The sequence below is a fragment of the Sulfitobacter sp. M39 genome (assembly GCF_021735935.1).
Classification (GTDB): Bacteria; Pseudomonadota; Alphaproteobacteria; order Rhodobacterales; family Rhodobacteraceae; genus Sulfitobacter.
Genome location: NZ_WMDZ01000001.1, coordinates 2,904,922 through 2,929,400 on the forward strand (window position 1 = coordinate 2,904,922; position 24,479 = coordinate 2,929,400).

At 63.1% G+C, this 24,479-nt stretch carries 26 protein-coding genes; 11 read left to right on the forward strand and 15 right to left on the reverse strand.

Going from position 1 to position 24,479, the window contains the following annotated elements:
• Positions 1 to 130 precede the first annotated feature (130 nt).
• Positions 131 to 601, forward strand: a complete 471-nt coding sequence (gene greA / locus GLP43_RS14055; protein ID WP_005849618.1) for a transcription elongation factor GreA — start codon at positions 131 to 133, stop codon at positions 599 to 601.
• 15 nt (positions 602 to 616) lie between these two features.
• Entirely contained in the window at positions 617 to 1,651 is a 1,035-nt protein-coding gene (locus GLP43_RS14060) for a hypothetical protein (protein ID WP_237279787.1), read from the forward strand.
• 3 nt (positions 1,652 to 1,654) lie between these two features.
• On the opposite strand, the gene GLP43_RS14065 is transcribed toward GLP43_RS14060, so the two are convergent.
• The 4 genes from GLP43_RS14065 to GLP43_RS14080 are packed head-to-tail and all read right to left on the reverse strand — an operon-like array spanning position 1,655 to position 5,701.
• On the reverse strand, positions 1,655 to 3,730 hold the full coding sequence (locus tag GLP43_RS14065) for a molybdopterin-binding protein (RefSeq protein WP_237279788.1): 2,076 nt from the start codon (positions 3,728 to 3,730) through the stop codon (positions 1,655 to 1,657).
• On the reverse strand, positions 3,727 to 4,218 hold the full coding sequence (gene mobB / locus GLP43_RS14070; protein WP_237279789.1) for a molybdopterin-guanine dinucleotide biosynthesis protein B: 492 nt from the start codon (positions 4,216 to 4,218) through the stop codon (positions 3,727 to 3,729). Before mobB ends, GLP43_RS14065 begins: the two co-directional genes overlap by 4 nt.
• Positions 4,215 to 4,817 carry a molybdenum cofactor guanylyltransferase MobA gene (mobA, locus tag GLP43_RS14075; RefSeq protein WP_237279790.1) on the reverse strand — a complete coding sequence of 201 codons (603 nt, stop codon included), beginning with the start codon at positions 4,815 to 4,817 and terminating at the stop codon, positions 4,215 to 4,217. The genes mobB and mobA overlap by 4 nt, the downstream gene beginning before the upstream one ends.
• Positions 4,814 to 5,701 carry a formate dehydrogenase accessory sulfurtransferase FdhD gene (locus GLP43_RS14080; RefSeq protein WP_237279791.1) on the reverse strand — a complete coding sequence of 296 codons (888 nt, stop codon included), beginning with the start codon at positions 5,699 to 5,701 and terminating at the stop codon, positions 4,814 to 4,816. Before GLP43_RS14080 ends, mobA begins: the two co-directional genes overlap by 4 nt.
• 48 nt (positions 5,702 to 5,749) lie before the next feature.
• On the opposite strand from GLP43_RS14080, the gene GLP43_RS14085 reads away from it, so the two are divergent.
• Positions 5,750 to 6,484 (forward strand): AzlC family ABC transporter permease, encoded by a 735-nt coding sequence (locus tag GLP43_RS14085; protein WP_005849629.1) that lies wholly within the window; start codon positions 5,750 to 5,752, stop codon positions 6,482 to 6,484.
• Positions 6,484 to 6,816 (forward strand): AzlD domain-containing protein, encoded by a 333-nt coding sequence (locus GLP43_RS14090; protein ID WP_009825231.1) that lies wholly within the window; start codon positions 6,484 to 6,486, stop codon positions 6,814 to 6,816. Before GLP43_RS14085 ends, GLP43_RS14090 begins: the two co-directional genes overlap by 1 nt.
• Here GLP43_RS14090 and GLP43_RS14095 read toward each other — a convergent pair.
• From GLP43_RS14095 to GLP43_RS14115, 5 genes are all read right to left on the reverse strand, one after another.
• Positions 6,805 to 7,407 (reverse strand): hypothetical protein, encoded by a 603-nt coding sequence (locus GLP43_RS14095; RefSeq protein WP_037966046.1) that lies wholly within the window; start codon positions 7,405 to 7,407, stop codon positions 6,805 to 6,807. The genes GLP43_RS14090 and GLP43_RS14095 overlap by 12 nt on opposite strands.
• 31 nt (positions 7,408 to 7,438) lie before the next feature.
• The gene (locus tag GLP43_RS14100) at positions 7,439 to 7,573 is read right to left on the reverse strand and encodes an aa3-type cytochrome c oxidase subunit IV (RefSeq protein ID WP_009825233.1); all 135 of its coding nucleotides are present in this window, start codon (positions 7,571 to 7,573) and stop codon (positions 7,439 to 7,441) included.
• An 89-nt stretch (positions 7,574 to 7,662) separates the two neighbouring features.
• The gene (locus GLP43_RS14105) at positions 7,663 to 8,148 is read right to left on the reverse strand and encodes a DUF6173 family protein (protein ID WP_237279792.1); all 486 of its coding nucleotides are present in this window, start codon (positions 8,146 to 8,148) and stop codon (positions 7,663 to 7,665) included.
• 3 nt (positions 8,149 to 8,151) lie between these two features.
• Positions 8,152 to 9,201 carry an MBL fold metallo-hydrolase gene (locus GLP43_RS14110; RefSeq protein WP_237279793.1) on the reverse strand — a complete coding sequence of 350 codons (1,050 nt, stop codon included), beginning with the start codon at positions 9,199 to 9,201 and terminating at the stop codon, positions 8,152 to 8,154.
• Positions 9,201 to 10,916: an acyl-CoA dehydrogenase gene (locus GLP43_RS14115; protein WP_237279794.1), complete on the reverse strand. Its 1,716-nt coding sequence runs from the start codon at positions 10,914 to 10,916 to the stop codon at positions 9,201 to 9,203. Before GLP43_RS14115 ends, GLP43_RS14110 begins: the two co-directional genes overlap by 1 nt.
• Before the next feature lie 152 nt (positions 10,917 to 11,068).
• Here GLP43_RS14115 and GLP43_RS14120 point away from each other — a divergent pair, with 152 nt between their 5' ends.
• Positions 11,069 to 12,019: an L-threonylcarbamoyladenylate synthase gene (locus GLP43_RS14120; RefSeq protein WP_237279795.1), complete on the forward strand. Its 951-nt coding sequence runs from the start codon at positions 11,069 to 11,071 to the stop codon at positions 12,017 to 12,019.
• A gap of 27 nt (positions 12,020 to 12,046) precedes the next feature.
• On the opposite strand, the gene GLP43_RS14125 is transcribed toward GLP43_RS14120, so the two are convergent.
• The gene (locus tag GLP43_RS14125; protein WP_237279796.1) at positions 12,047 to 12,607 is read right to left on the reverse strand and encodes a YqgE/AlgH family protein; all 561 of its coding nucleotides are present in this window, start codon (positions 12,605 to 12,607) and stop codon (positions 12,047 to 12,049) included.
• Between the two features lie 129 nt (positions 12,608 to 12,736).
• Between GLP43_RS14125 and GLP43_RS14130 the strand changes: the two genes are divergently transcribed.
• On the forward strand, positions 12,737 to 13,534 hold the full coding sequence (locus GLP43_RS14130) for a protein-disulfide reductase DsbD domain-containing protein (RefSeq protein ID WP_237279797.1): 798 nt from the start codon (positions 12,737 to 12,739) through the stop codon (positions 13,532 to 13,534).
• On the opposite strand, the gene GLP43_RS14135 is transcribed toward GLP43_RS14130, so the two are convergent.
• The 5 genes from GLP43_RS14135 to GLP43_RS14155 all read right to left on the reverse strand — a co-directional run bounded on the left by GLP43_RS14135 (position 13,535) and on the right by GLP43_RS14155 (position 20,457).
• Positions 13,535 to 16,936: an efflux RND transporter permease subunit gene (locus GLP43_RS14135; protein WP_237279798.1), complete on the reverse strand. Its 3,402-nt coding sequence runs from the start codon at positions 16,934 to 16,936 to the stop codon at positions 13,535 to 13,537. It abuts the gene before it with no gap.
• A 4-nt stretch (positions 16,937 to 16,940) separates the two neighbouring features.
• Positions 16,941 to 18,401 (reverse strand): efflux RND transporter periplasmic adaptor subunit, encoded by a 1,461-nt coding sequence (locus GLP43_RS14140; RefSeq protein ID WP_237279799.1) that lies wholly within the window; start codon positions 18,399 to 18,401, stop codon positions 16,941 to 16,943.
• 142 nt (positions 18,402 to 18,543) lie between these two features.
• Entirely contained in the window at positions 18,544 to 19,086 is a 543-nt protein-coding gene (moaB, locus tag GLP43_RS14145; protein ID WP_237279800.1) for a molybdenum cofactor biosynthesis protein B, read from the reverse strand.
• Positions 19,083 to 19,691 carry a LysE family translocator gene (locus GLP43_RS14150; protein WP_237279801.1) on the reverse strand — a complete coding sequence of 203 codons (609 nt, stop codon included), beginning with the start codon at positions 19,689 to 19,691 and terminating at the stop codon, positions 19,083 to 19,085. Before GLP43_RS14150 ends, moaB begins: the two co-directional genes overlap by 4 nt.
• Positions 19,684 to 20,457 (reverse strand): uracil-DNA glycosylase, encoded by a 774-nt coding sequence (locus tag GLP43_RS14155; RefSeq protein ID WP_237279802.1) that lies wholly within the window; start codon positions 20,455 to 20,457, stop codon positions 19,684 to 19,686. Before GLP43_RS14155 ends, GLP43_RS14150 begins: the two co-directional genes overlap by 8 nt.
• A gap of 156 nt (positions 20,458 to 20,613) precedes the next feature.
• Here GLP43_RS14155 and GLP43_RS14160 point away from each other — a divergent pair, with 156 nt between their 5' ends.
• The 5 genes from GLP43_RS14160 to pyrC all read left to right on the forward strand — a co-directional run bounded on the left by GLP43_RS14160 (position 20,614) and on the right by pyrC (position 24,479).
• Positions 20,614 to 21,561 (forward strand): aspartate carbamoyltransferase catalytic subunit, encoded by a 948-nt coding sequence (locus GLP43_RS14160; protein WP_009825243.1) that lies wholly within the window; start codon positions 20,614 to 20,616, stop codon positions 21,559 to 21,561.
• Positions 21,558 to 21,998, forward strand: coding sequence for a hypothetical protein (locus GLP43_RS14165; RefSeq protein ID WP_237279803.1), 441 nt, complete (start codon positions 21,558 to 21,560; stop codon positions 21,996 to 21,998). The genes GLP43_RS14160 and GLP43_RS14165 overlap by 4 nt, the downstream gene beginning before the upstream one ends.
• The gene (locus tag GLP43_RS14170; RefSeq protein ID WP_237279804.1) at positions 21,995 to 22,510 is read left to right on the forward strand and encodes a hypothetical protein; all 516 of its coding nucleotides are present in this window, start codon (positions 21,995 to 21,997) and stop codon (positions 22,508 to 22,510) included. Before GLP43_RS14165 ends, GLP43_RS14170 begins: the two co-directional genes overlap by 4 nt.
• Entirely contained in the window at positions 22,507 to 23,043 is a 537-nt protein-coding gene (locus tag GLP43_RS14175) for a hypothetical protein (RefSeq protein WP_237279805.1), read from the forward strand. The genes GLP43_RS14170 and GLP43_RS14175 overlap by 4 nt, the downstream gene beginning before the upstream one ends.
• A 155-nt stretch (positions 23,044 to 23,198) precedes the next feature.
• Positions 23,199 to 24,479: a dihydroorotase gene (gene pyrC / locus GLP43_RS14180; protein WP_237279806.1), complete on the forward strand. Its 1,281-nt coding sequence runs from the start codon at positions 23,199 to 23,201 to the stop codon at positions 24,477 to 24,479.

Here is a 24,479-nt window from a genome sequence, read left to right on the forward strand (position 1 = left end):
TGCCGCGGACGGGCTGACTCTGCTCTTGCAATCGCGGGGCAGTTTGGGTCAGGTAAGGATCAATTCAAATCGGTTGCACCCTCGGACGACAGTTCGGGGGCTGTGACCCTCATTGCGTGGACGCCCCCTGATGGAAAAAATCCCCATGACCCGCGCCGGTCACACGGCTTTGGAAACCGAACTCAAGCATCTGAAGTCGGTTGAACGCCCTGCCATCATCAAAGCCATCGCCGAGGCCCGCGAACACGGTGACCTGTCCGAGAACGCCGAATACCATTCCGCCAAGGAAAAGCAGTCCTTCATCGAAGGCCGCATCAAAGAGCTTGAAGGCGTGATCTCCCTTGCGGATGTGATTGACCCGGCCAAGATGTCCGGCGCGATCAAGTTCGGCGCGACCGTGACCCTCGTGGACGAGGACACCGACGAAGAGAAGACCTACCAGATTGTTGGTGAATACGAGGCCAACATCGAAAAAGGCCTGCTGAACATCAAATCCCCTATCGCCCGCGCCCTGATCGGCAAGGAAGAAGGCGACAGCGTCGAGGTGCGGACACCCGGGGGGGACAAATCCTATGAGGTTCTCAAAATCGTCTACGCATAAGCCGGGGACAAAGAGATGACCGACAAACCGCAGCTGACACCGAACGCGCCGCGCCAATCCGCGCGGTCCACCCCCTTTGGCGTCTATTCGCGCCCGAATGACGGCGGGATTTCGAACATTGAACTCATCGCCGCAGCGCTAAGCGCTGTGTGGTTGCTGGGGTCCGCGATCTTTTTCTTGATGCTGCCGTCGGATCAGCAACCCGATACGGGCGGCGCCGGCTTGCGGTTCCTGATGACCATGCTGGCGATCTTCATGCCCGTTGGCATGATCTGGGTCGCCGCCACAGCAGCCCGCGCCAGCCGTGTCATGCGCGAGGAAAGCAAACGCTTGCAGGCCGCGATCGACGCGATCCGGCAGGCGTATATCGCGCAACAGCAGGGGCAGAACCTTGGCGCAGACGCGACCGTCGCGCGCAAGCTGGATGAAATTGCCGCCGCCGCCCGCAAGACCGAAAGCACGCTGGCCACCTTCCAAAGCCGCCGCGACGCCAGCACCCGCCTTGCGCCTCTCAAGCCTGCGGTGGTCGATGACCAGCCCGCGCTGGCGCTTGGCACCTCGGCCGCGGATATGACCCCACCGCTGTCGCATGAAGATTTCATTCGCGCGTTGAACTTCCCCGAAACGGCAGAGGATGCCGAAGGCTTTTCGGCGCTGCGCAAGGCGTTGAAAGACCGCAACGCATCCCAGCTGGTGCAGGCATCGCAGGACGTGCTGACGCTACTCAGCCAGGACGGCATCTACATGGATGACCTGCGCCCCGACCGTGCACGCCCCGAAATCTGGCGCCAATTCGCCCAAGGGGCCCGAGGCCGTCCGATCGCAGCTTTGGGCGGCATCCGTGACCGGTCCTCGCTGGCGCTGACCAGTGCCCGGATGAAGCAAGACCCGATCTTCCGCGATGCAGCACACCACTTCCTGCGCCGTTTCGACCGCGCCTTTGCCGCCTTTGAAGCCGAGGCCTCTGACGCCGACATCTCGGCACTGACCGACACGCGCACCGTGCGGGCCTTCATGTTGCTGGGCCGCGTGGCAGGGACGTTCGACTAGCGGTCAGGTGATCCCGAAAGACCCATAGGGGATATAGCGCACCAGATCGCCCGGCTTGATGTCGGCCGCGGCGTCCGGGAGTTCCACCAATCCTTCGGCCCAAGCCAGTCCGCTGATCCGCCCCGACCCTTCCGATGCAAAGACCTGCACCCGCCCGTCGCGCATCCGCGCGCGCAGATACTCGCGCCGCCCAGGTTTCTTGCGTTTGCTGAAATCTGCGGGCACGTCGAACCCCTGCGGTTCAGGCCAGTCCTGCCCCGCCAGTCTCGCCAACGCAGGGCGCGCGAAAATCAGGGTGCAGACCATAGCCGCCACGGGGTTGCCCGGCAGACCAAAAACCGGCGCGCCTTGCCACATGCCAAGCGCTAAAGGCCGCCCCGGTTTGACCGCAATGCGCCACAGATCAAGCGCCCCTGCCTCGGACAAAAGGGCCGACACGTGGTCTTCATCCCCCGCTGACGCACCGCCGCTGGTGAGGATTGCGTCGACACGGCCTTGCGTCTCATCTAGCCGCGTGCGCAAAGCCGCGCGGTCGTCGCCCACATGCCCCAGATCCACGCCCTGATGTCCGAACTGCGATATTAACCCCAGCAACATTGGGCGGTTCGCATCAAATATCTGCCCGTCAGCCGCGGTCCGACCGGCCTCGACGATCTCGTCCCCTGTCGATAGCACGCCAACGCGCAAGCGCCGATGGGTCGCCACAGACGCCGTCCCCGTGGCCGCGAGCAAAGCGATATCCGCCGCTGTAATCCGTCGTCCTGCGCGCAGTGTCACGGCACCCGCTGTCACATCCTCCCCCGCTTTGCGGGTATTGGCACCCTGTTTCACCGGCCCGTTAAAACGCACGGTGCGTCCGTCGATGGTCACGTCCTCTTGCAGCACCACGGTATCGACGCCTTCGGGCAACGCGGCCCCTGTCAGCACGCGGATCGCCTGCCCTTCGACAAGCGCCCCCGGCGCGTCCCCTGCCGCAGCGCGCCCCTCGGCCAGCGGCATCGCATGGGCACCGGCCTCGCGCCCGCCGGCAAAGCCATAGCCATCAACAGCCGTATTGGGCAGCGGCGGATTGGCGCGGCGTGCCAGCACATCCGCCGCGGCGATACGCCCCAAGGTGGCAGCCAAAGGCACGTCTTCGACAGGGGTCACCGGATGCAGCCGCGCCCGCAACTGCGCCAGCGCCTCGTCCACCGGCGTCCAATGCACGCCCGGCGGCAGGGCAAAACAATCGTTGCGCAGGGGGGGCGGGGCCTTGAGCAGATGTTCGAACCCCAGTCCGAAAATCCACCCCTCCTCCGCTGCCTCAACATCCAGCATCTGCGCCAGATCGGCGGCAGGGACGGCGGCCAGCTGCCGTGCAAGCTCCTCAACCTGCCACGCATCCTTGATCATCTCGTCAGGGGCAGGCCCCACGGTGAGCGACGGCCAGATCTCGGCCAAGACCACCTGCGCATCCGGCTTTTCAAACGGCCAGACGGCGACATGACCGGCAAAACGAGCACGCAGGCGTGACAGCACAGGCAGCCCCATGACCACCTGCGATCCGACAGCCCCTGCCCCCGCCATTTGCCAGCAAGTGAAACTGCCCTTGGCACGCTGTTCCGCCGCGCGCTTGTCGGGGAAAGGGTTGGCGTAGCCCGCCTTGGTGCGCGGCAGCCCTGCGATATCGCGGTTGGGCAGGCCGTTGGCCCAGAAAGGGCCGCTGCCATCGCCCAGACCCAGATTGATCTCTGCCACCAGATCGAAACGGTTGTTACGGTCTGGCGCGTCTTCGACCCGCGCCTCGAACCACTCCCACAGGGCGAAGGGATCGTCGCTGTCAGTCAGAGCCTCGGCAAAACCGCTGGGGTAGGCAAAGGGGAAATCGAAGCCGATGAACAGGCGGCGATCCTGCGCCAGTTCCGCCTCAATCAACGCGGCGATCCAAGCCTCTGCCTCGGACCGGTTGCGCAGATAGACAGGTTTGTCCGAGACGCCCCCCCGCGACACCCCCGCCCAAATCGCATCTTTGCGCGGGGTCGGTCCGGTGTCATTACCACCCGACCAATCGGCCACAACAAACGTGTCGAAATGGCTCACAAGCCCACCTCGGCCAGAATGAAATCGGCGATGGCGCTGGTATCATTCAGATCGAACACGGGGCGATCCAACGTCATGGGGGTGTCGCTGGCAATCGCTTTGATCGTCGGATCCTCCGGCGCGATCAGCGCATTGCCGGTTTCGGCCCGATGCGCTTCGACCTTGGCGTGACCGTCGCGTTTATAGCCTTCGACCAGCACCAGATCGACGGGTGCGAGTTTGGCCAGCAGCGCGTCGAGCGTGGGTTCATCCTCGCCCTGCAGCTCATGCATCAGGGCAAATCGGTTGCGCGAGGCCAGTAGCACCTCGCGCGCGCCTGCGACGCGGTGGCGGTAGCTGTCCTTGCCCGGGTGATCCACATCAAAGCTGTGGTGCGCATGTTTCACGGTAGACACTGAAAACCCGCGGCCCGTAATTTCGGTCACAAGGCGTTCCATCAGCCCCGTTTTGCCTGCGTTCTTCCAGCCGACGACGCCGTAAACTCTCATAGCATCTCCTGTGCGCGGGCCAGATCTTCGGGTGTGTTGATGTTAAAGAACGCGTCCTCATGGGGGAACAGCGCTTCGCGACCCTCATGCGTTTGGGTCCACATCACGACCTTGCGCAGCCCCCCCTGCAAGGCGGCGCGCAGATCGTCGCGTAAGGCTACGGGCCAAAGGCCAAAGGTCGGGTGCCGCGCGGTGCCGCGTTTGGCATCCGGCGTAGCTGCGAGCACCAGCGGATGGGTCATCCCCTCGCTTGCCAGCAACAGCTGCGGGACCAGATCACCGGGGAAAAACGGCGTGTCCGCCGCCGCCGTGACGATGGTATCCGCGCCCTGTTCAGCGGCCCAATCCAGCCCGGCCAGCACGCCCGCAAGGGGACCGGCGAATCCATCGATACTATCGGGCAACACCGGCAGCTTCAGCCCCGCAAACCGCGCGGCATCGCCATTGGCATTCAACGCAACGCGATCCACCTGCGGGGTCAGCCGTTCAATCACATGACCCAGCAAGCTTTGACCGCCAAGCTGCAACAGCCCCTTGTCGCCGCCGCCCATCCGCGTCGCCTGCCCACCGGCAAGGATCACCCCAAGTGGCTGTTTCATGCGCTGCCCTTTCGCCCAGATCGTTTCGGTTCATCCGCGATTCCGTCGGGGTCCGCGTCACGGATCAACCGGTCTTCGCCCGCCAGACACATAAAGCGTTTGCCCTTCATCCGTCCGATCAGCGTCAGCCCCACCTGCTGCGCGATCTCTACCCCCCAGGCGGTAAAGCCGGAACGCGAGACCAGCGCGGGGATGCCCATCATCGCGGTCTTGATCACCATCTCGGACGTCAGTCGCCCCGTGGTATAGAGTATCTTATCCTCGGCCGAGACATTTTCAGAGAGCATCCAGCCCGCGATCTTGTCGACCGCGTTGTGGCGGCCCACGTCCTCCATATAGACCAGCGGGCGATTGCCCTGACACAGCACCGTGCCGTGAATCGCCCCGGCTTCCAGGTACAGGCTCGGCGTGCGGTTGATCTGCGCGCTAAGGTCATACAGCCACGATGTCCGCAGCGGGGTCGTGGGCAGAGACACATCCTCCAGCCCCTCCATCATATCGCCGAAAACCGTACCGACCGCACAGCCGGAGGTACGGGTCTTCTTGCGCATCTTGTCTTCGTAATCGGTTTTGCGGGCGGTGCGGACCACGACGACCTCAAGCTCTTCGTCGTAGTCGACGCTGGTGATATCCTCGCCGTCGCGCAGCATGCCCTGATTGCGCAAGAACCCAAGCGCGAGGTATTCGGGGTAATCGCCAATCGTCATCGCGGTGACAATTTCCTGCGCGTTCAGATAGATCGTCAGCGGGCGTTCCTCGACCACATTGATGGTTGTTTCCGCCCCTGTGTGATCCCGCCCGGTCACAGCGCGGGTCAGCCGCGCCAAACCCGGTTGCGGTGCGATCAAATAAGCATCGGTGTCTGTCTTGACGGACAATTGCATCCCCCCAAAGCGGCAGTTAAGCATGTCCCGGCAATCTAGGGGGAACGCATGGCCATCACCACCACGAAATCGGCCTTTCGAAAAGGTCTTGCCGACGCCGCACCCTTTGTTCTGGTGATCATCCCCTTTGCGTCCCTGTTTGGCATCCTCGCCACCGAGGCAGGATTGAACGTATTCGAAACGCTCGCCTTTTCGGTTGTGGTCATTGCGGGGGCAGCACAGTTCACCGCGTTGCAACTGATGCAGGAACATGCCCCGACGGCGATCGTGCTGGCCTCTGCGCTGGCGGTGAACCTGCGGATGGCGATGTATTCCGCGTCGCTGACCCCTTACATCGGCTCCGCCCCGTTGTGGCAGCGCGCGCTGGCGGCCTATCTGACGGTCGATCAATCCTATGTCTGCGCGATGGCGCAGTACGAGAAACAGCCCGATATGACGATCCCGCAGCGGATGGCGTATTTCTTTGGCTGTGTGACCCCGATTGTGCCGCTGTGGTATCTGTTCACGCTGGTGGGGGCGATGGTAGGCGCGCAGATCCCCGAAAGCTGGGCGCTGGACTTTGCGCTGCCGATCACCTTTCTGGCCATGATCGCGCCGATGTTCCGCACGCCGGCCCATGTGGTCGCGGCGCTGGTCGCCTCTGTCGCGGGGCTGTTGACGGCGGGTGTGCCCTATTCGCTGGGGCTGATCATCGCGGGGCTTGCGGGGATGATGGCCGGTGCGCAGACAGAGCTTTGGCTGGAACGGCGCCAGCCCCAACACCCTGAACAGGACGCGGTATAATGGATCATATCAACACCGGCACACTTTGGTTCGTGATCATCGCCCTTGGCATCGGCAGCTTCGGGCTGCGCTTTGTCTTTACCGGATTGGTTGGCGACCGCGAGATGCCCGCATGGCTGCTACGGCACCTGCGCTATACGGCGGTGGCGATCCTGCCCGCGCTGGTGGCTCCGCAGGTGATCTGGCCCGCAGCCACGGACGGGCAGCTTGATCTGCCGCGCATGGCGGCAGCAGCTGCGGCCCTGACAATCGGGGTGATCACCAAGAACGTGCTGCTCGCCATCATCAGCGGTGCAGCCACGCTTTACAGTCTGCTTTGGTTACTGGGCTAGAAGCGACGCCTGCACCGCGTCGATCACATCGCCTTCGTCATTCTCGTAGTATTTTGTCGTCGTGACACCGGGCAAGCTGGCGAACTGTTCGCTGAGCTTGGCAGGATAGAAGGTCTTGGAGATGCTTTCGAACCCTTGGACCTGCGACAGAATGCCCGAGGTCGCATTGGCGCAGAACGCCCCTGCTACCGTGCCGTTCGACATCACAAGCTGCAAGATCTGTTCCGCCTGCGCGTCCGTCACCTGAAGTTCCTGACTGACAACATGGTAGGTGCTGCGTGCGTGCGAGGATTTGTAGCCTTGAATCCACTTGGGCGTCATACCGTAAAGCACGTCGCCGCGTTCAATCACGCGCGGATCGCGGAAGGAACCGGCGGGGTCAAAGATCACCTGCTGCGAGCCATTGACCACCAGCGCCGTATGGCCGCCGCTGCCGGTGCGGTTGTTGATCATCGTCATCAACGTGATGGATCGTGGCCCCGGTGCCACATAGGCGGCCGCCGCGACTTCTGCCGGTGTGTTATCAATCCCGGTATCATTCGCACAGGCCGCAAGCAGCCCGACGCAGGCCAAAGCCATCCAAACACGCATAGAAATATCCCGTAGGTTAGGTTTGCCCGCCTTAGCGCGCGAAGATCGCCATAAAGACCAGAATGGCAATAATCACGATGCTCGACCATTTGACGAAGTTCATGAAGCTGTCAAAAGTCTTCTCGTGCGTGCTGGTATCCATAGAGCCGTGTTCATGTTTGGCCATTTGCGCGATCCTTGTCTTAACGTGCGTATGATTTGAACTGGGGAATACTGTATTCATCTGCCTATGTCACGGCATCAAAACGTGCGGGATCAGGTGTTTTCGCCTGTCTGTGCCGGCTCTTGCGTCTCGAGGTCTTCTGCAAGGCGGAAACCGATACGATTCGCGGGGGCTTCCTGCACCGCTTTGGGCAGCGCACGCAGGGCGACATTCAACTGGGTGACATGCTGCACCAGCTGCATCCGCCCGCCAGCATTATCCTTGCCATAAAAGGTCACGATGTCCGGATCGAAATAGCCCATACCCTCGATCCGCAGCACACCGGCGTCACCGCCTGCGAACCCCATTGCGACCTCGTGATCGCCATCCAGCTGCTCTTCGAAATTCTTGAGGTAAAGCACGACCCGCTCGTAGGCCCATTGCGCCGGTGATTTCTGCGCGGCGGGCTTTTGGGTCATCCCCTTGGGCACCGGCTGGTCAGAGGCGTTGCGGCTGTCGGGGTCTGAATGCACCTCGTAGAGGCGCGGCAGCGCGTCGGCCTCGATCGCTTCGGCCGCTGTCTTGATCTCGTTATCCATCGGTCAGCCCTTTGATTGATACACCCAAGCCCCGTCCTGCGCCCGCAAACTGCGTGTGGCACGGCCCGTTTGGTAAAGATGGCTGAGATGCGCGACCGCTTCAACCAGCGCCAGACCGTATTCGCCTTCGCCGATGTTGCGCTTGAACAGGGTCGAGAAACATTCGGACGCCGATTTCGGCTCTGCGATCGCCTTTTCCAGACGGCGCAGGGCGCTGTGGTGATTCTCGATCAACTGGCGCATGCGGGTGGGTAGACCGGTGAACGGCAGCTTGTGCCCGCCAAGCACCAGATGATCCTCGCGCGCCAGCAACGACAGACGCTCACAGGCCTCGATCCATTCGCCAATAGGGTCGGCCATGGGTTCGGTGGCATAGACCCCGACGTTGGGACTGATGGACGACAGGATCTGATCGCCTGCTATCACCAGATTGTCATCACGGCTCCAGAAGGTGGCGTGTTCGGGGGCGTGACCATTGCCCATATGGACGTCAAACACGCGTCCCCCGATGGTGATCTCGTCGCCCTGTTTGATCCGCGTAAAGCCAAGCGGCAGAGGCGAGACGATGTCGGCAAAGTTGAATGGCCGCTCGGAGGCGCGTTTCTCGTACAGCGCGGTATCCATCCCCGAAAGTTTATAGAAAGCCAGCGTCTCGGCTGGCGGTGCCTCTTGCGGGTCGAGGGTCAGCATCCGCGCGGTCAACCACGCGGTGCGCGTCGTCACCAGCTCTGCCCCGTGTTCGGTCTGGAACCAGCCCGCCAGCCCGATGTGATCAGGGTGGTGGTGGGTCACGATCACCCGCGACACCGGCTTGCCGTCCAAAGGCCCCGCGATCAGCTCCGTCCACAGCGCCTTGGACTTTTTCGACGCGAAGCCCGTGTCGATGATCGTCCAGCTGTCGCCTTCGTCAAAGGCATAGACGTTGACGTGATCCAGCTTCATCGGCAGCGGCAGACGCAGCCAAAGCACGCCGGGCGCGACCTCTATCGCGGCATCATGGGCGGGTGGCGTCTCCCAGGGGAAACGCAAACCGGTGGGCGCGGTATCAGGCATCAGGCGGCCAGTTCGTCAGCGGAAAGCGCGAAAAGATCAGCCTCGCCCGCTTGGGCATGGGCCAGCAGGCCAACGTGTTCCGGCAACAGACGCAGGATGTAGAACCGCGCCAGCTTTTCGCGTGGCCCGCCCTTGTCGGCCAACGCCGCCTTGAGGTGCATATGCGCGCCAAGCACCCGTGCAAAGGCCCGCAGGTACGGCACCGCCCCAGCAAAACGCGTGTCCATGTTCGATTGCTCGGTCAGCCAGTCGGTCGCCTCGCGCAGGGTTTCCGATGCTTGCCACAGGGCATCCGTCATATTCGGAAAAACGTCGCGGGCGGCTTCGGCGTCTGCCTCGATCTCGTCCAGCAAACGGTTCGCGGCCTCGCCCCCGTCCATCATCTTGCGCGCGACCAGATCCATCGCCTGAATGCCATTGGTGCCTTCGTAAATGGCGGTCACCCGCACGTCACGGCTGTACTGCGCGGCTCCTGTTTCTTCGATAAAGCCCATGCCACCGTGGACCTGAACGCCCATTTCAGCGACGGCCATGCCGGTGTCGGTGCCAAAGGCTTTGGCGATCGGGGTCAGGAAGGCTGCGCGGGCTTTCCATTCGGCCTGTCCGGTCGCGTTCGTCATGTCGATGGCCTTGGCACAGCACAGCGCAATGGCGCGGGCGGCAAAGGTTTCGGCCTTCATCGTCATCAGCATGCGGCGGACATCGGCGTGGTCCACGATGGTGCCAGTGCCGTCGGGGCGCGATGTCTTGCCCTGTTTGCGGTCCAGCGCATAGGCCAGCGCGTGCTGATAGGCCGCTTCGGCGATGCCGATGCCCTGCCCGCCAACGCCAAGCCGCGCGTTGTTCATCATCGTGAACATCGCCGCCATACCGCCTTGTTCGGCCCCGACCAGCCAGCCGGTCGCCTTGTCATATTGCATCACACATGTCGGAGACCCGTGAATCCCCAGCTTATGCTCAAGGCTCACCACCTTGAGGCTATTGGCATTGCCGAGGCTGCCGTCGTCATTGGGTAGATATTTCGGCACGAGGAACAGGCTGATGCCTTTGGTGCCCGCAGGCGCACCGGGCAGACGCGCTAGGACGAGGTGGCAGATGTTACCGCCAAAGTCGTTATCGCCCCAGGTGATATAGACCTTCTGACCCGAGATCGCATAGGTGCCGTCGCCATTGTCTTCGGCCTTGGTCGCCAGTGCCCCCACGTCCGACCCCGCTTGCGGTTCGGTCAGGTTCATCGTGCCGGTCCATTCGCCGCTGATCAGCTTGGGCAGGTACAGCTCCTTGATCGCGTCGCTGGCGTGATGCTCAAGCGCTTCGATCTGGCCCTGGCTCATCAAGGGGGCAAGTTGCAGGGACAGGCAGGCGCCGCTCATCATTTCGTTAACGGCGGTCGTCAGGGTCATGGGCAGGCCCATGCCGCCGAATTCGGGGTCGGCCGACATGCCGATCCAGCCGCCTTCGGCCACGGCCTTGAACCCGTCGGCAAAACCGGGCGAGGTGCGCACGACGCCGTTTTCAAGCTTGGCGGGGGTCTGGTCGCCGGCGCGTTGCAGCGGGGCCAGAACGTCATTGGTCATCTTGCCCGCCTCTTCGAGGATCGCGCGGGTGACGTCTTCGCTGGCGTCCTCGAAGCGTTCGGTCTGACGCACAGCGTCCAGCCCTACGACATGATCAAACAGAAAGGCAAAATCTTCGACAGGGGCGCGATAGGGCATAGTTTTCCTCCATTAACGCGTTCGTCTGCTTGGCAAACCGAACAGCGACCTGATAAGCCCAAGGCGATACTCCGGGCTGTTGCGGCGAGAATGTCGCTCAAGCCTGCGCACCGCAACCCAAAACGCGGCGTCATCCCCCGTGAGAGAAGCCAATGACCGAGATTCTTCCAGCCGACCCTTCCGGCATTTCCCGCGCCGCCACCCTGCTGCAGCAAGGCGCATTGGTCGCGCTGCCGACTGAAACGGTCTATGGCTTGGGGGCGGATGCGCGTAACGGGACGGCAGTGGCGGGCATCTACGAGGCCAAGGGGCGGCCCAGCTTCAACCCGCTGATCATCCATGTCGCCGATGTGGACCAAGCGCGGCGCTACGGGCGCTGGTCCGACACCGCCGAGGTTTTGGCGAGCGCCTTCTGGCCCGGTCCGATGACTCTCGTGCTGCCTCTGGCCGACGGGCACGGGCACGGGCTATCGTCGCTGGTGACGGCGGGGCTGGACAGCGTCGGCATCCGCGTGCCCGCGCACCCCACGGCCCGCGCCATTCTGCGTGCGCTTGGCGGTCCGGTGGCGGCACCCTCGGCCAACCCCTCGGGCAAGATCAGCGCCACGACGGCGCAACATGTCCTGTCTGGGCTGGAGGGTCGGATCGCCGCTGTGGTTGATGACGGCCCCTGCACGGTGGGCCTGGAAAGCACCATTATCGGTCTGAACCAGCCCCGCCCCACGTTGCTGCGCGCAGGCGGGCTGCCGTCGGAGGCGATAGAGGCCGCTCTTGGCGCACCGCTGGATGTGGCCGACGGGGCAGAGATTATCGCCCCTGGTCAGCTCGCCTCTCACTACGCGCCCCATGCCAGCGTACGTCTGAACGCCCAAGCGGCGACGGATGGAGAGGTTTACCTTGGCTTTGGCGCGGCAAGCGGAAGCGGGCCGGATGACCTGACCTTATCGGCCAGTGGCGATCTGGTGGAAGCGGCGGCGCATCTGTTTGACCGGCTGCACGCGCTTGACCGGCTGCGCAAACCGATCGCGGTGGCCTCGATCCCTGAAACCGGTCTGGGCCGTGCCATCAATGACCGGTTGCGCCGTGCGGCGGCACCGCGTTAGGGCTTTTGCCCCGCAAATCGTGGCAGTTCAGGCGCGCCCTGCTGTCGCGCTGAGCCCCAAAGGGTCCACCCCGATAGAGCTCAGCGCCGCTTCCCATTTGCGCGCATCGGGCAGGTCGAACAGGATAGCGCTATCGCCTTGGCAGGTCAGCCAGCCGTTCTGGGCGATCTCAGCCTCTAGCTGGCCGGCCGCCCAACCGGCATAACCCAGCATCAACATCGCCCGACGCGGCCCCTTGCCGCGGGCGATGTCTTCGAGGATGTCCAGCGTCGCGGTCATCGCCACCCCATCCGCGATATCCGTCGTCTGCATCACGGACCGGTATTCGGCGCTGTGCAGGACAAAGCCGCGCTCTGTCTCGACGGGGCCGCCCACATGCACCCCCAGACCGGACACATCGTCCATGTCCACATCGCTGAGCCGATCAAGCACATCGCCAAGCTTCAGATCAGCGGCGGGCTTATTGACGATCAACCCCATCGCGCCGTCGTCATCATGCGAGCAGATAAAGATCACCGAATGATCGAACCGAGGATCCCCCATGCCGGGCATCGCCACCAAAAGCTGGCCGGTCAGATCCATTTTCATGCTGTCGTCCTTATGCGTCATTACAATAGCATGGCCTGCGCCCCTGCGGCTTTCAACCCCTGCGACTGCAACACATCATAATGCAAACGTGACTTGGCAAATGGGGGGCAGATGGCCCATGAAAGCGCCATGACCAGAAAACTTCTTGGCCTAATGGCCGCTGCCCTTATCGCCCCGCTGCCCGCTTCTGCGATGGACGTGATCCACGGGGAAATTCTGCAAGGCTGGGTGCTGCCCGATGGCAACCGCATGGCCGCGATCCGCATGACGGTGGAGCCGGGCTGGAAGACCTACTGGCGCGCGCCCGGTGATATGGGTATCCCGCCCAGCTTCGACTGGTCCGGCTCGCGTAACCTGTCGGCGGTGGCCGTGGAATGGCCCGCGCCCACGGTGTTCCGCGAACCCAACCTGACCACCATCGGATATAAGGATCAGGTCGTGTTGCCGCTGCGGATCAGCGTACCAGACAAAGGGGCCCCCGTCACGGTCCAGACCACCATTGATCTGGGCGTGTGCAGCGACATCTGTGTGCCCGCCTCGCTTGAGCTGAGCGGCGTGATCGACACCAGCACAACCCGCGCCGATCCAGCGATTGCCGCCTCATTGGCGCAGCGCCCGTTTTCGGCGAAAGAGGCCCTCGTGAAAGACGTGACCTGCACCATCGGTATGGCAGGCGCGGACCTGACACTGGACGCCGCGATCACCCTACCCCCCGCGGGCGGGCAAGAGCTGGTGGTGATCGAAACCGGCAACCCAGATCTTTGGGTCAGCGAGGCAGATACCACCCGCAAAGGCAACGTCCTGCATGCGCGGGTGGACGTGGGTCACGTCAGCGGCGGCCCCGTGGCGCTGAACCGGTCGCATATCCGCATGACGGTATTGGGCAGCAAGCAGGCCGTCGACATTGTGGGATGCAATGCGGGCTGATCACACGGCCCGTTTGCGACGCGACAGCAGCAACGCCACCGCCCCGACGATATAGCCCGAGAGCGCGATCAAAGTTGTCCCGGCCAGGAACAGCAGCAGCGCCGCGCTTCGCGGGGCCATCGCCCCCAGCTTAGGCAGCAGCTCGACCAGTGCGGGATGTAAGTCGCCCGTCACCGCGACCCACCCCAGCGTGGACCCGCCCCACAGCACCACCAGCGTCCAAAGCGCCAGAATGCCGAGGCGCAGACCCCCTGCCCGTGCCCGCATGGCCCGACGCATCGCCCGAATCTGGCGACCGATATCATGCTGCGCCGCGACCAGCGCAGGCACGACCAGCAACACCAGAAGCATGCCAAAACCCAAACCATAGACCAGCGTGATCACCGTGGGCTTCAGGAACTGCGCCTGCTGGCTTTGCTCATAAAGCAGCGGAGCCATGCCTAGGACCGTTGTCAGCGTGGTCAACATCACCGGCCGCAACCGGTCCGCCGCGCCATCGATGATCGACGGGATCACCCCGCGGGTGGCTCCGTATTCGTCAATCGTGCCCACCAGAACAATGGAATCGTTGATGATGATCCCTGTCATCCCCAACAGGCCCACGACCGTGAACATGCTAAGCGGGACCTCCCACAGGGCGTGCCCGTAGATTGTGCCGACCAGACCAAAGGGGATCACCGCCATTACCACCATGGGTCGGGTCCAACTGCCAAAAACCCAGGCGAGAACAAGGTAGATGCCCGTCAGCACAAGGATCAGTCCGGTCAGCGCATCCGACAGGAACGTGCCTTCCTGCTCGCTCAACCCGCCGATGCGGAAATCCACCTGCCGTTCAGAAGCGATGCGCGGCAGGATATCCTCGCGCAGGGCCGTCGTGATCTCGCTCGCGCGGGCGGGGTCATCCTCTGATATGTCGCCCGTGACTGAGATGAGCCGGATGCCATTCTCGCGCCGCACCGTGCTGAAACCGGTGCGCCGGTCCACGCTGACGATATCGGCCAGCGGCACATACTGCCCGTCCGGTGTGCGCATCTGCGTCCGTTCAAGGAAATCCGCGGTCAGCTCTCCCTCGGGCAGTTCAACCCGGATTGTCGCCGATCGTGGGCCGTCGGGATAGGTCGCCGCCTCGATCCCGCCCAGACGGTGGCGCAGCACCCGCCCCAATGTATCAATCGTGAACCCAAGCGCCTGTCCTTGCGGCGTCAGATCAAGAATCAGCTCTTCCTTGTCGTAGGCCAGATTGTCCTGCACCGCGCTGACTTCGGGATATTGCCGCAGCGCATCCTGCAAGTCCTGCGATGCGGCTTTCAACACCTGCGTGTCGGCCCCGTAGAACTGCACATCCAGCACGTCCCCCCCGGGACCCGACCGCCAGCCGCGAAAGCTGACGGTTTCGGCAAGGGGGTGATTGACCACCGCGTCTTGCAGTTCAGCGACAAAGGCGAAGCTGGAATAGGGGCGCAGATCGGCGTCGATCAGCTCAATCGAGATGCCGCCCAGCAGATCGACGTCCTTGGTGTCGGCCCCATCCAGCCCGCGCCCCGCATTGCCCCCGATCTGCGCGATGACATAATCGATGGGGTTGGTGCCGTATTCCTCGGCGTATTGCGCGCCCAGCGCTTCTGTCGCGCGTTGCATTTCGCGCATCATCGCCAGCGTATCGGCACGGGTGGCCCCTTCGGCCATGGCAAAATTCCCCGTCACCGACCCGCGTTCCGGCGCGTTGAAGAACCGCCATTGCACGTCACCCTGGATAAACAGCGCCACCTGCGAGGCAAGCACAGCGACCACACCGGCAAGCACCACATAGCGCGCGCGGATCACCCCCGCCATGAAGGGGCGGAACAGCCGTTCGCGCACCCAAAGAAACCCGCGATTGACCACTCGGCTGGGCAGGTCATACCACCGTTGCTTGGCCCCAGCTGCCATCGCATGGGCCATATGGTTCGGCAGGATCAGAAAGCATTCAACCAGTGACGCGGCCAGCACAGCAATTACTGTCAGCGGGATATCCCCGATCAGACTGCCAAAGCGCCCCCCGACGGCAAGCAAACCGAAAAAAGCAATGATCGTTGTCATCGTTGCGGCAAAGACCGGCATCGCCATCCGCCGCGCGGCATTCTCTGCCGCCTGCATTGGGGGCTCGCCCAGCTCTTTGTGGCGATAGTCCGCGTGTTCGCCCACAACGATCGCATCATCAACCACGATGCCAAGCGTGATGATCAACCCGAACAAAGAGATCATATTGATCGTGATCCCCCCCGCGTACATCAGCGCAATCGCCGCGGCCATCGACGCAGGTATGCCCGCGGCGACCCAGAAGGCCGTGCGCGCATTAAGAAAGAGGAACAGCAACCCCACCACCAGTGCGAGCCCCATCAGCCCGTTATCTATCAGCAGGTCCAACCGCCCGGTGATCGCCTCGGCCCGCGTGCGGATCAGCTCTATCGTTACGCCCTTGGGCAGCATCACAGCCATATCCGCCGCGACGCTTTCGACGCTTTGCTGGATACCGATGGCATCCCCCCCGTCAGAGCGGTCAATACGTACAGAGATCGCGGGATCATCCCCGACGAAATACCCTACCTCGCGGTCGGAGCCCTGTTCGATCACCCGTGCCACGTCTGCGACCAGCAATGACGACCCGTCCGCATTGCTGCGCAACACGACGCGAGACAGGGCATCCGCGCTACGCTTCGCGGTGCCGGTTCGCACGCGCGCATTGGCACCTGTCACATCACCGGCGGGGTTGGCGTCCACCTCTGCCGCGATCACGGCGGCGATTTCGGCCATGGTGATGTCGTGGCGGATCAATCTGGTCGACGGCACCTCGATCAGGGTTTGCGGTGCCGCGACCCCCTGAATGGTGCTGCGCGTCACACCCGCCGCGAACAGCCGCGTGACGAATTCATCCGCGAAACGCCCTAGCTGTTCCGCGCTGATCGGGCCGGTGATCACCACATCGGTCACACGGTCGCGCCAGATACCACGCCGGACCACCGGATCCTCGGCATCTTCTGGCAGTGTGGTAACCGAATCCACCGCCGTTTGCACATCCGTCGCGGCGCGGGCCATGTCCCAATTGGGCTCGAACTCAAGCGAGACGGTCCCGCTCCCCTCGCGCGAGGCGGCGGTGGAGCTTTCGACCCCTTCGACCGCCAGCAAGACCGGTTCAAGCACCTGCACGATGGCGCTGTCCACATCGTCGGCCCCCGCCCCCTCCCAAACGGTAGAGACCGACACGCTGTCGATGATCACATCGGGAAAGAACTGCGCCCGCATATTCGGCGCAGCGGCCGCCCCGCAGACCAGCAGCACCACAAGCAGCAGGTTGGCTGCCGTCCGGTGACGGGTGAAATACGACAGGATCCCCCCTGCACGACCGGACATGCTGCGTGCCATCTCCCTAGCCTCCCATCCGGCTTTCAAGGCGTTCGATCATGCGCGCCGGCACCTGCGGCTCGGCCAGCTGCGCCAGCACGCGCGCCTTCGCCTCTTGGGGCATTCGGCTGTTCCCCTCGATAAAGGCCACAAGCTTTGCGCGACGCTCCTCTGTCAGGGCGATCATGCTGGAGGCCTCTCCCTGCGCTGTCTCATCCGTCCCCGGACGCAACGGTTTTACCGCGATACCGGCCCCCAGCAGGGGCGACCGCGCCTCGACCACGTCGCGACCTTCGACCGGACCACGGACCAACACGTCGTCGCCCACGCGGCGCAAAACAGAGACCTGAATGCTTTGCAATCGGTTGTCCGGATCCAGCACCAAGACCGCCCCCGTGGCATCAAGGGCCGAGCTCGGCAGGCGGATCACATCGTCTAGGGCAGGTTCGCGCACATGCACCGTCGCGAAATCGCCCGGTTTGAACCCGGGGGCCTGCATCAGCGTGGCAAAGATCAACCGGCCGCTGGCCCCCTCGCCCGCGGCGGCCCCTGCTCGGGTGATCTGGCCGCGGGCCTCAAGGTCCACGCCCGCGACATCAAGGCGCGCGGTAACCTCTGCCTTGATCAACCGGCCCTGCGCATCCAGCAGCCGCGCGTATTGCGCGGTCGAGATACGAAAGGAAATCTCAAGATCATCCGGCGCGATCAGCTCTGCCAGCCTCTCGTTCGCAGAGACCAAGCGCCCCTCTACGACCGAAGTTTCGCTCAGCGCCCCATCGAACGGCGCGGTGATCGTGGTTTCCTTTAACGCACGCTGCGCATCCTCCAACGCAATTTGAGCGTTGGACAACAAGCGCACCGCGTTATCCACGCGCGCTTCTGTTTGGGTCACCACCTGTCGACGCGCAAGAACGGCCTGTCGCGCGCTTGAGGCAGCCAGCTCTGCCGTTTCTGTCGCCGTCGCGGTGCCGACACCGCGTTCGCCCAGATCACGCTGTCGGTCGAAAGCGCGGGTGCGCAGCGCGGCCTGCTCTTCGGCGGCGGCAAGCTCGTCCAGTCCCAAAGCCAACGCGCGGTCCGCATCGCGTCCCTCTGCCTCTGCATCGCGTACGGCACTTTGCGCCCGCGCGACCTCGGCCAAAGCGTCAGAACGGCCAAGGCGCACCAGAACCTGTCCCGCCGTAACCTGCCCGCCCTCTTCGAACTCCGGTGCAAGCTCGACCACGCGCCCGCCATCGGCCGCACGCAGCTCTAGCGTGCGGCGGCTTTGCACCGCGCCAAAGCTTTGCAGCACCGGCACTTCGGTCCCAGACTGCGCACGCACCACATTGACCGAGAATACCCGCTCACGCGGGGCGCGCTCGGGCGGCGTGTCGGTCAGACGCTGCTGGACCGCCCCACCAATGAGGTCCGCCGCAAGCACCAGAAACCCCAATGTGGCGGCTGCCAGAAACAACCCGATCATGCTTTGCCGTAGAAAACGCATCTTGCCCCGATCCTATTTCGTCAGTGCCAGCTTACCCCGCTGGCCTGCAGAACAAAATCACAGTTGTGACAGCCACGCACGGCTTATCAGGCGCATCGCAAAGCAGCGCGGGAGAATTGGGTTAAATTCATCGCCGCAGCCGCTATTTCCGGCGCTGGTGTTCATCCAGACGCGGCATGATCTCAACGAAGTTGCAGGGCTTGTGCCGGTAGTCGAGCTGCTTGATCAAAATCTCGTCCCATGCATCCTTGCACGCCCCCGGAGACCCGGGCAGCGCAAAGAGATACGTTCCCTGGGCAACGCCAGCGGTCGCCCGGCTTTGCACCGCCGAGGTGCCGATCTTTTGCATGGATACGATCGTGAACACGGTCCCGAAGGCGTCGATCTCTTTCTCGTAGACATCGCGATGTGCCTCGACCGTCACATCGCGCCCCGTCAGCCCTGTGCCCCCCGTGCTGATCACCACGTCAATCTCAGGGTCGGCACACCAGTCGCGCAACTGGTCGGCAATCTCGCCGCGCTCATCGCGGATAATGCTGCGTGCCGCGAGGAAATGCCCCGCTTCGGCGATGCGCGCGACCAAGACATCGCCTGAACTGTCTTCGGCCAAGCCGCGGGTATCGGATACTGTCAGCACCGCGATGCGCACGGGGATAAAGTCTATCGTCTCGTCAATCCGGCTCATGTCCGCTCCAATACTGCAAGGCGTGCGGCGAGGGCCACGAAAATACCGCTGCTGATCCAGCGCAGCGCCTGCCCACCCCCGACCATCCGGCGGCCCAGGCCACCGGCAAACACACCGACCAAGGCGTTGATGATCAACCCGCCAAGCGACAGCACCGACCCCAGCATCAGAAACTGCAGCAAAACCGGCCCGGCGTCTGGCACGACGAACTGCGGGACAAAGGCCAGCACGAAAAGGATCACCTTGGGGTTCGTCAGGTTCACGATCAAACCGCTGCGAAACGCGGATTTCGGGGCGGGTACGGGAGTTGTAGCCACCCCGCTGCTACGCCAAGTCTGCACGGCCAGCCACAAAAGATAGGCAACCCCGATCCAGCGGATCACATCAAAGGCCCACGGCAGGGCCGCCACCACCGCACCAAGACCAAGCCCCGCCAAGGTCACATGCACCATACCGCCAAGGGCGACCCCCGCACTGGCCGCAACCGAGGCGCGCGGACCAAAGCGCATGCCCTGCCCCAGACAAAACATCATATCCGCGCCCGGTGTCAGGTTCAGCGCCAGGGCGGCGGGCACAAAGGCCAGCAATGTGAGGGGATCAACCATGCGTCAATTTTGCCTTCAGTGACAGTAAATCGGCCCAAGCCTCGCGTTTGAATTCGGGGCTGCGCAGCAGATAGGCGGGGTGGAACATGGGCAATGCGGGCAACCCCTCGGCTTGCGTCCACTGACCGCGCAAGCGGGTGATGCCGCGTTTGCCCAGCAATGCCTGCGCGGACCAATTGCCAACGATGACCAACACCTCGGGCTTGGCCAAAGCGATATGCCGCGCCAGAAACGGCTTCATCATCGCGATTTCATCCGGTTTCGGATCGCGGTTCTGCGGCGGCCGCCAGGGCAAGACATTGGTGATATAGACAGGCGACGTCTGGTGATGACGCCCCATGTCGATGGCCGCGAGCATCTTGTCCAGCAACACGCCAGCACGCCCGACAAAGGGCCGGCCCTCGCGGTCTTCGTCCCGCCCTGGCGCCTCGCCCACGATCATCACCCGTGCCCCCGGCGTCCCGTCCGAGAACACCATTTTGCGCGCGCCGCGTTTTAGCTCGCAATGCTCGAAGGCGGCCATGGCGGCGCGCAATTCATCCAGCGTCGCAGCCCCTGCGGCGGCTTGCGTCGCCTCTGCCACCACGTCCGGCCCTTGGGAGGCCAAAGGCACCGGTCCGCTCTTGCCCTTTTGCGCCTTCGGCTTCTCGACCGCGGCGGGCACCTCGTAGCGGTTCACCGGCGCATCGCAAATCGCCTCGGTCGCGCCAAGTTCGATCTGCCAATGCAAAAGCGCAAGCGCCTGATGATAATCCACTGATTCCATGCGCCCAACTTACGCGCTGGTGTCGGCAATAAAAATGCCAACTTCCAAATGGTCTTAAATCCAACGCGGCCCCCACAGCCGGATGACCCCGCCCGACGACTTGCCCCGCCCCGCGCCGCCGCCTATAACGCCAAAAATAACGTGGGGTCCCCCGTCATGAGTTTCGCACACCGCCATCTTCTGGGCATTGAACACCTGTCCCAGGATGACATCACCACCCTGCTTGATCTGGCCGACAGCTATGCCGATCTGAACCGCCAGCCCCATAAACACAGCGACGCGCTGAGCGGGCTGACACAGATCAATATGTTCTTCGAAAACTCCACCCGGACGCAGGCGAGCTTCGAGATCGCGGGCAAGCGGTTGGGTGCGGATGTGATGAATATGGCGATGCAGGCGTCCTCGATCAAAAAGGGCGAAACCCTGATTGATACGGCGATGACGCTGAACGCCATGCACCCCGATCTGCTGGTGGTCCGCCATCCGCAATCCGGTGCCGTCGATCTGCTGGCGCAGAAGGTGAACTGCGCGGTGCTCAATGCGGGTGACGGGCGACATGAACACCCTACGCAAGCACTGCTGGACGCGCTGACGATCCGCCGCGCCAAGGGCCGCTTGCATCGCCTGTCCATCGCCATCTGCGGCGACATTGCCCATAGTCGCGTGGCACGGTCCAACATCATGCTGCTTGGCAAGATGGAGAACCGCATCCGCCTTATCGCGCCGCCGACGCTGATGCCAGCGCAAATCGGTGAATTCGGCGTCGAAGTCTTCGATGACATGGAAGAAGGACTGAAAGACGTTGATGTGGTGATGATGCTCCGCTTACAAAAAGAACGCATGGATGGCGGCTTTATCCCCAGCGAACGCGAGTATTATCACAGATATGGGCTGGACGCCGAAAAGCTGGCCCATGCCAAGCCTGATGCCATCGTGATGCACCCCGGCCCGATGAACCGCGGCGTAGAGATCGACGGAACGCTCGCCGATGACATCAACCGCAGCGTCATTCAGGATCAGGTAGAGATGGGCGTCGCAGTGCGCATGGCCGCGATGGACCTGCTGGCGCGCAACCTTGTCGACAGCCGCAAGGCCACCGCATGACCGCAGCCCCGCCCGAAGAACAGGACCTGCTGCACTGGCGTATCTCGCCGCGGGCGTTCTTTTGGCGGTGCGTGGCGCTGGCGGTGCTGACCATGTTGTTCACGCTGCCCTTGCTCATCTGGCTGGACCCGTTCACGTGGCTGCTGGTCTCGGTTCTGATTGCGGTGTTCTACATGTGGGTGTTTGAGGAATTCCAGATCTGGTACAGCAACCGCAATACCGTCTGGCGGCTGACCAACCGTGCGCTTTACATCAACGCCCCCGATACGGCAGAGCCGCTGGTCCTGCCGTTGACCGACATCCGGTCGATCGGGAAACTGTCCTTGTGGTCGATCAGTCTTGGCCTGCCTGACGGCCAGCGGATCACCTTGCCGCTGGTGCCGAACCGGGCAGAGACCAAGGCCCGCCTTGCCCAAGCGATAGAGGCTGCATCATGAGCGATCGTTTTTGGCAAGACCTGCTTGAACCCGAGGAAGAGCTGCTCTGGACAGGTCGCCCCCGCCCCAAGCTGTCGCTGCGCAATTTTCAGCTGTTCGGCCCCTTTGTCGGGGCCATTGGCACCGTGATCGCGGGGGCATTTGTGCTGCGGGGTAACACCCTGCCCGTGTCACAATCGGTCGTGGTGGCGGTGATCGTCGCACTGGTGGCGCTGTCGTTGCTGCGCGGGATGAAACGGCTGACCGACCTGCGCCGCACCCGCTATGCGCTGACCAACCACCGCGCCCTGTTTTTCAAACTGACCCGCGACGGCACCCGTGCCAAAGCTTTCCCCCGCAGCGCCGAGACGAAACCCGATCTGCGCCCGACCAGCCCGCCGTCTGTCTTCTTTATCCGGCATGAACAGCCGGACAATCCGGCACGCGCCGCGCATCTAGGATTTGAATATGTCGAAGACAGCGACAGATTAAGTGCATTGATGGTAACCCCGTACAAAGGTGCAACACGATGACACAACTCAAAATCCCCAAGGGCGAGATCGGCCAGATCCGCCTGTTTGCCGTGAACCGCCCGATTGACGAATTGGCCCGCGACCTGCGCAACGACAGTAAAGAGGCGCTGATTGCTGATCTGCTGGGCCGCCCTATGCCCGAAGGCGCGGCCGAACTGTTCCCCGTGTCTGATCTGACTGGCGTAGGTCTCGCCTCCTATCTGGGTGATGGCTATGCGGTGCCGCGTGAACAGATCAGCCGCGACCGTGCGCGATTGGATGCGCTGGACGGCTATGTATTGCTGCTGTTCTCCTCGGCCTTTGACGGGCAAGAAGCGACGCTGGACCTTGGCCCCGAACTGACGATGATCGGCACCTATGGCGAGGCGCAGCCCGATATGTCCGTCACCCCGCTTGAGGCTGAATCCGCACAACCCTACACCGGTGCCGCGGATATGACCCCGAAATCCCCGCCCAAGGGCGGTGCCGGCGGTATGATCCTGCTTTTGGCGGTGATCGTGCTGATCGGTCTTATTCTCTGGTGGCTGCTGTGAAAGAACCCAAACCCGATCCCAAGATGTCCGGCCGTATCGCCATGATTGCCCTGCTTGTCGCCTTTGGCGTGGCGGGCATGATGGTGTGGATCGGGTCCTGACCTTTCTGACCGCCCCCGCGGCACCCCTGTTTTCCTAACGACGAAGGCCCCTCCATGACCCTGCATTTTATCAACGCGCAGCTGATCGACCCCGAAGCAGGCACCGTCACCCGCGGCACGCTTCGGGTCGAGGATGGCAAGATCGCGGCGGTAATGGACGATACCGCACCGATCCCCGGGGATGCGCAGGTCGTGGATTGCCGAGGGAAATACCTGGCCCCCGGTATCGTCGATCTGGGCGTCAAAGTCTGTGAACCCGGCGAGCGGCACAAGGAAAGCTTCCGCTCTGCAGGGTTGGCAGCGGCTGCAGGTGGGGTCACGACAATGGTCACCCGCCCCGACACCGACCCCACCATCGACAGCCCCGAAGTGCTTGAATTCGTTACCCGCCGTGCGAACGAGGCCGCCCCGGTCAACGTCGTGCCCATGGCTGCGCTGACCAAGGGCCGCGAAGGCCGCGAGATGACGGAGATCGGGTTTCTCATGGATGCCGGTGCCGTGGGCTTTACCGATTGTGACCGCGTGGTGACGGATACCAAAGTGTTCTCCCGCGCGCTGACCTATGCCCGTAGCATTGGCGCGCTTGTCATCGCTCACCCGCAGGAACCCATCCTGAGCAAGGGGGCGGCGGTGACCTCTGGTAAATTCGCGTCGCTGCGCGGGCTGCCTGCCGTCTCGCCCATGGCTGAACGCATGGGGCTGGACCGCGACATCGCCCTGATCGAAATGACCGGTGCCCGCTATCACGCCGACCAGATCACAACCGCCCGCGCCCTGCCCGCGCTGGAGCGTGCAAAGAAGAACGGCCTGGATATCACCGCCGGGGTCGGCATCCACCACCTGACGCTGAACGCGCTGGATGTGGCCGACTACCGCACCTTCTTCAAGCTCAAGCCCCCCCTGCGCGACGAAGAGGATCGCATCGCCGTGGTAGAGGCCGTGGCCTCTGGCCTGATCGATATCATCTGCTCCATGCACACCCCGCAGGACGAGGAATCCAAACGGCTCCCGTTCGAGGAAGCCGCATCGGGGGCCGTCGCATTGGAAACCCTGCTGCCCGCAGCCTTGCGACTGGTCCACTCCGAGATGATCGATATCGCCACGTTGTGGCGTGCGCTGTCGTTCAACCCTGCAAAACGTCTGGGGTTGCCCGGGGGGCGGATGTCCGTCGGTGCCCCCGCCGATCTGGTGCTGTTTGATGATGGCGCGCCTTTCGTGATGGACCGCGAGGTTTTGCGGTCGAAATCGCGCAACACCCCCTTTGACGGGATGCGCATGCAAGGTAAGGTCTTGGAAACTTACGTTTCCGGCACCTGCATCTATAAGGCCTCCTGA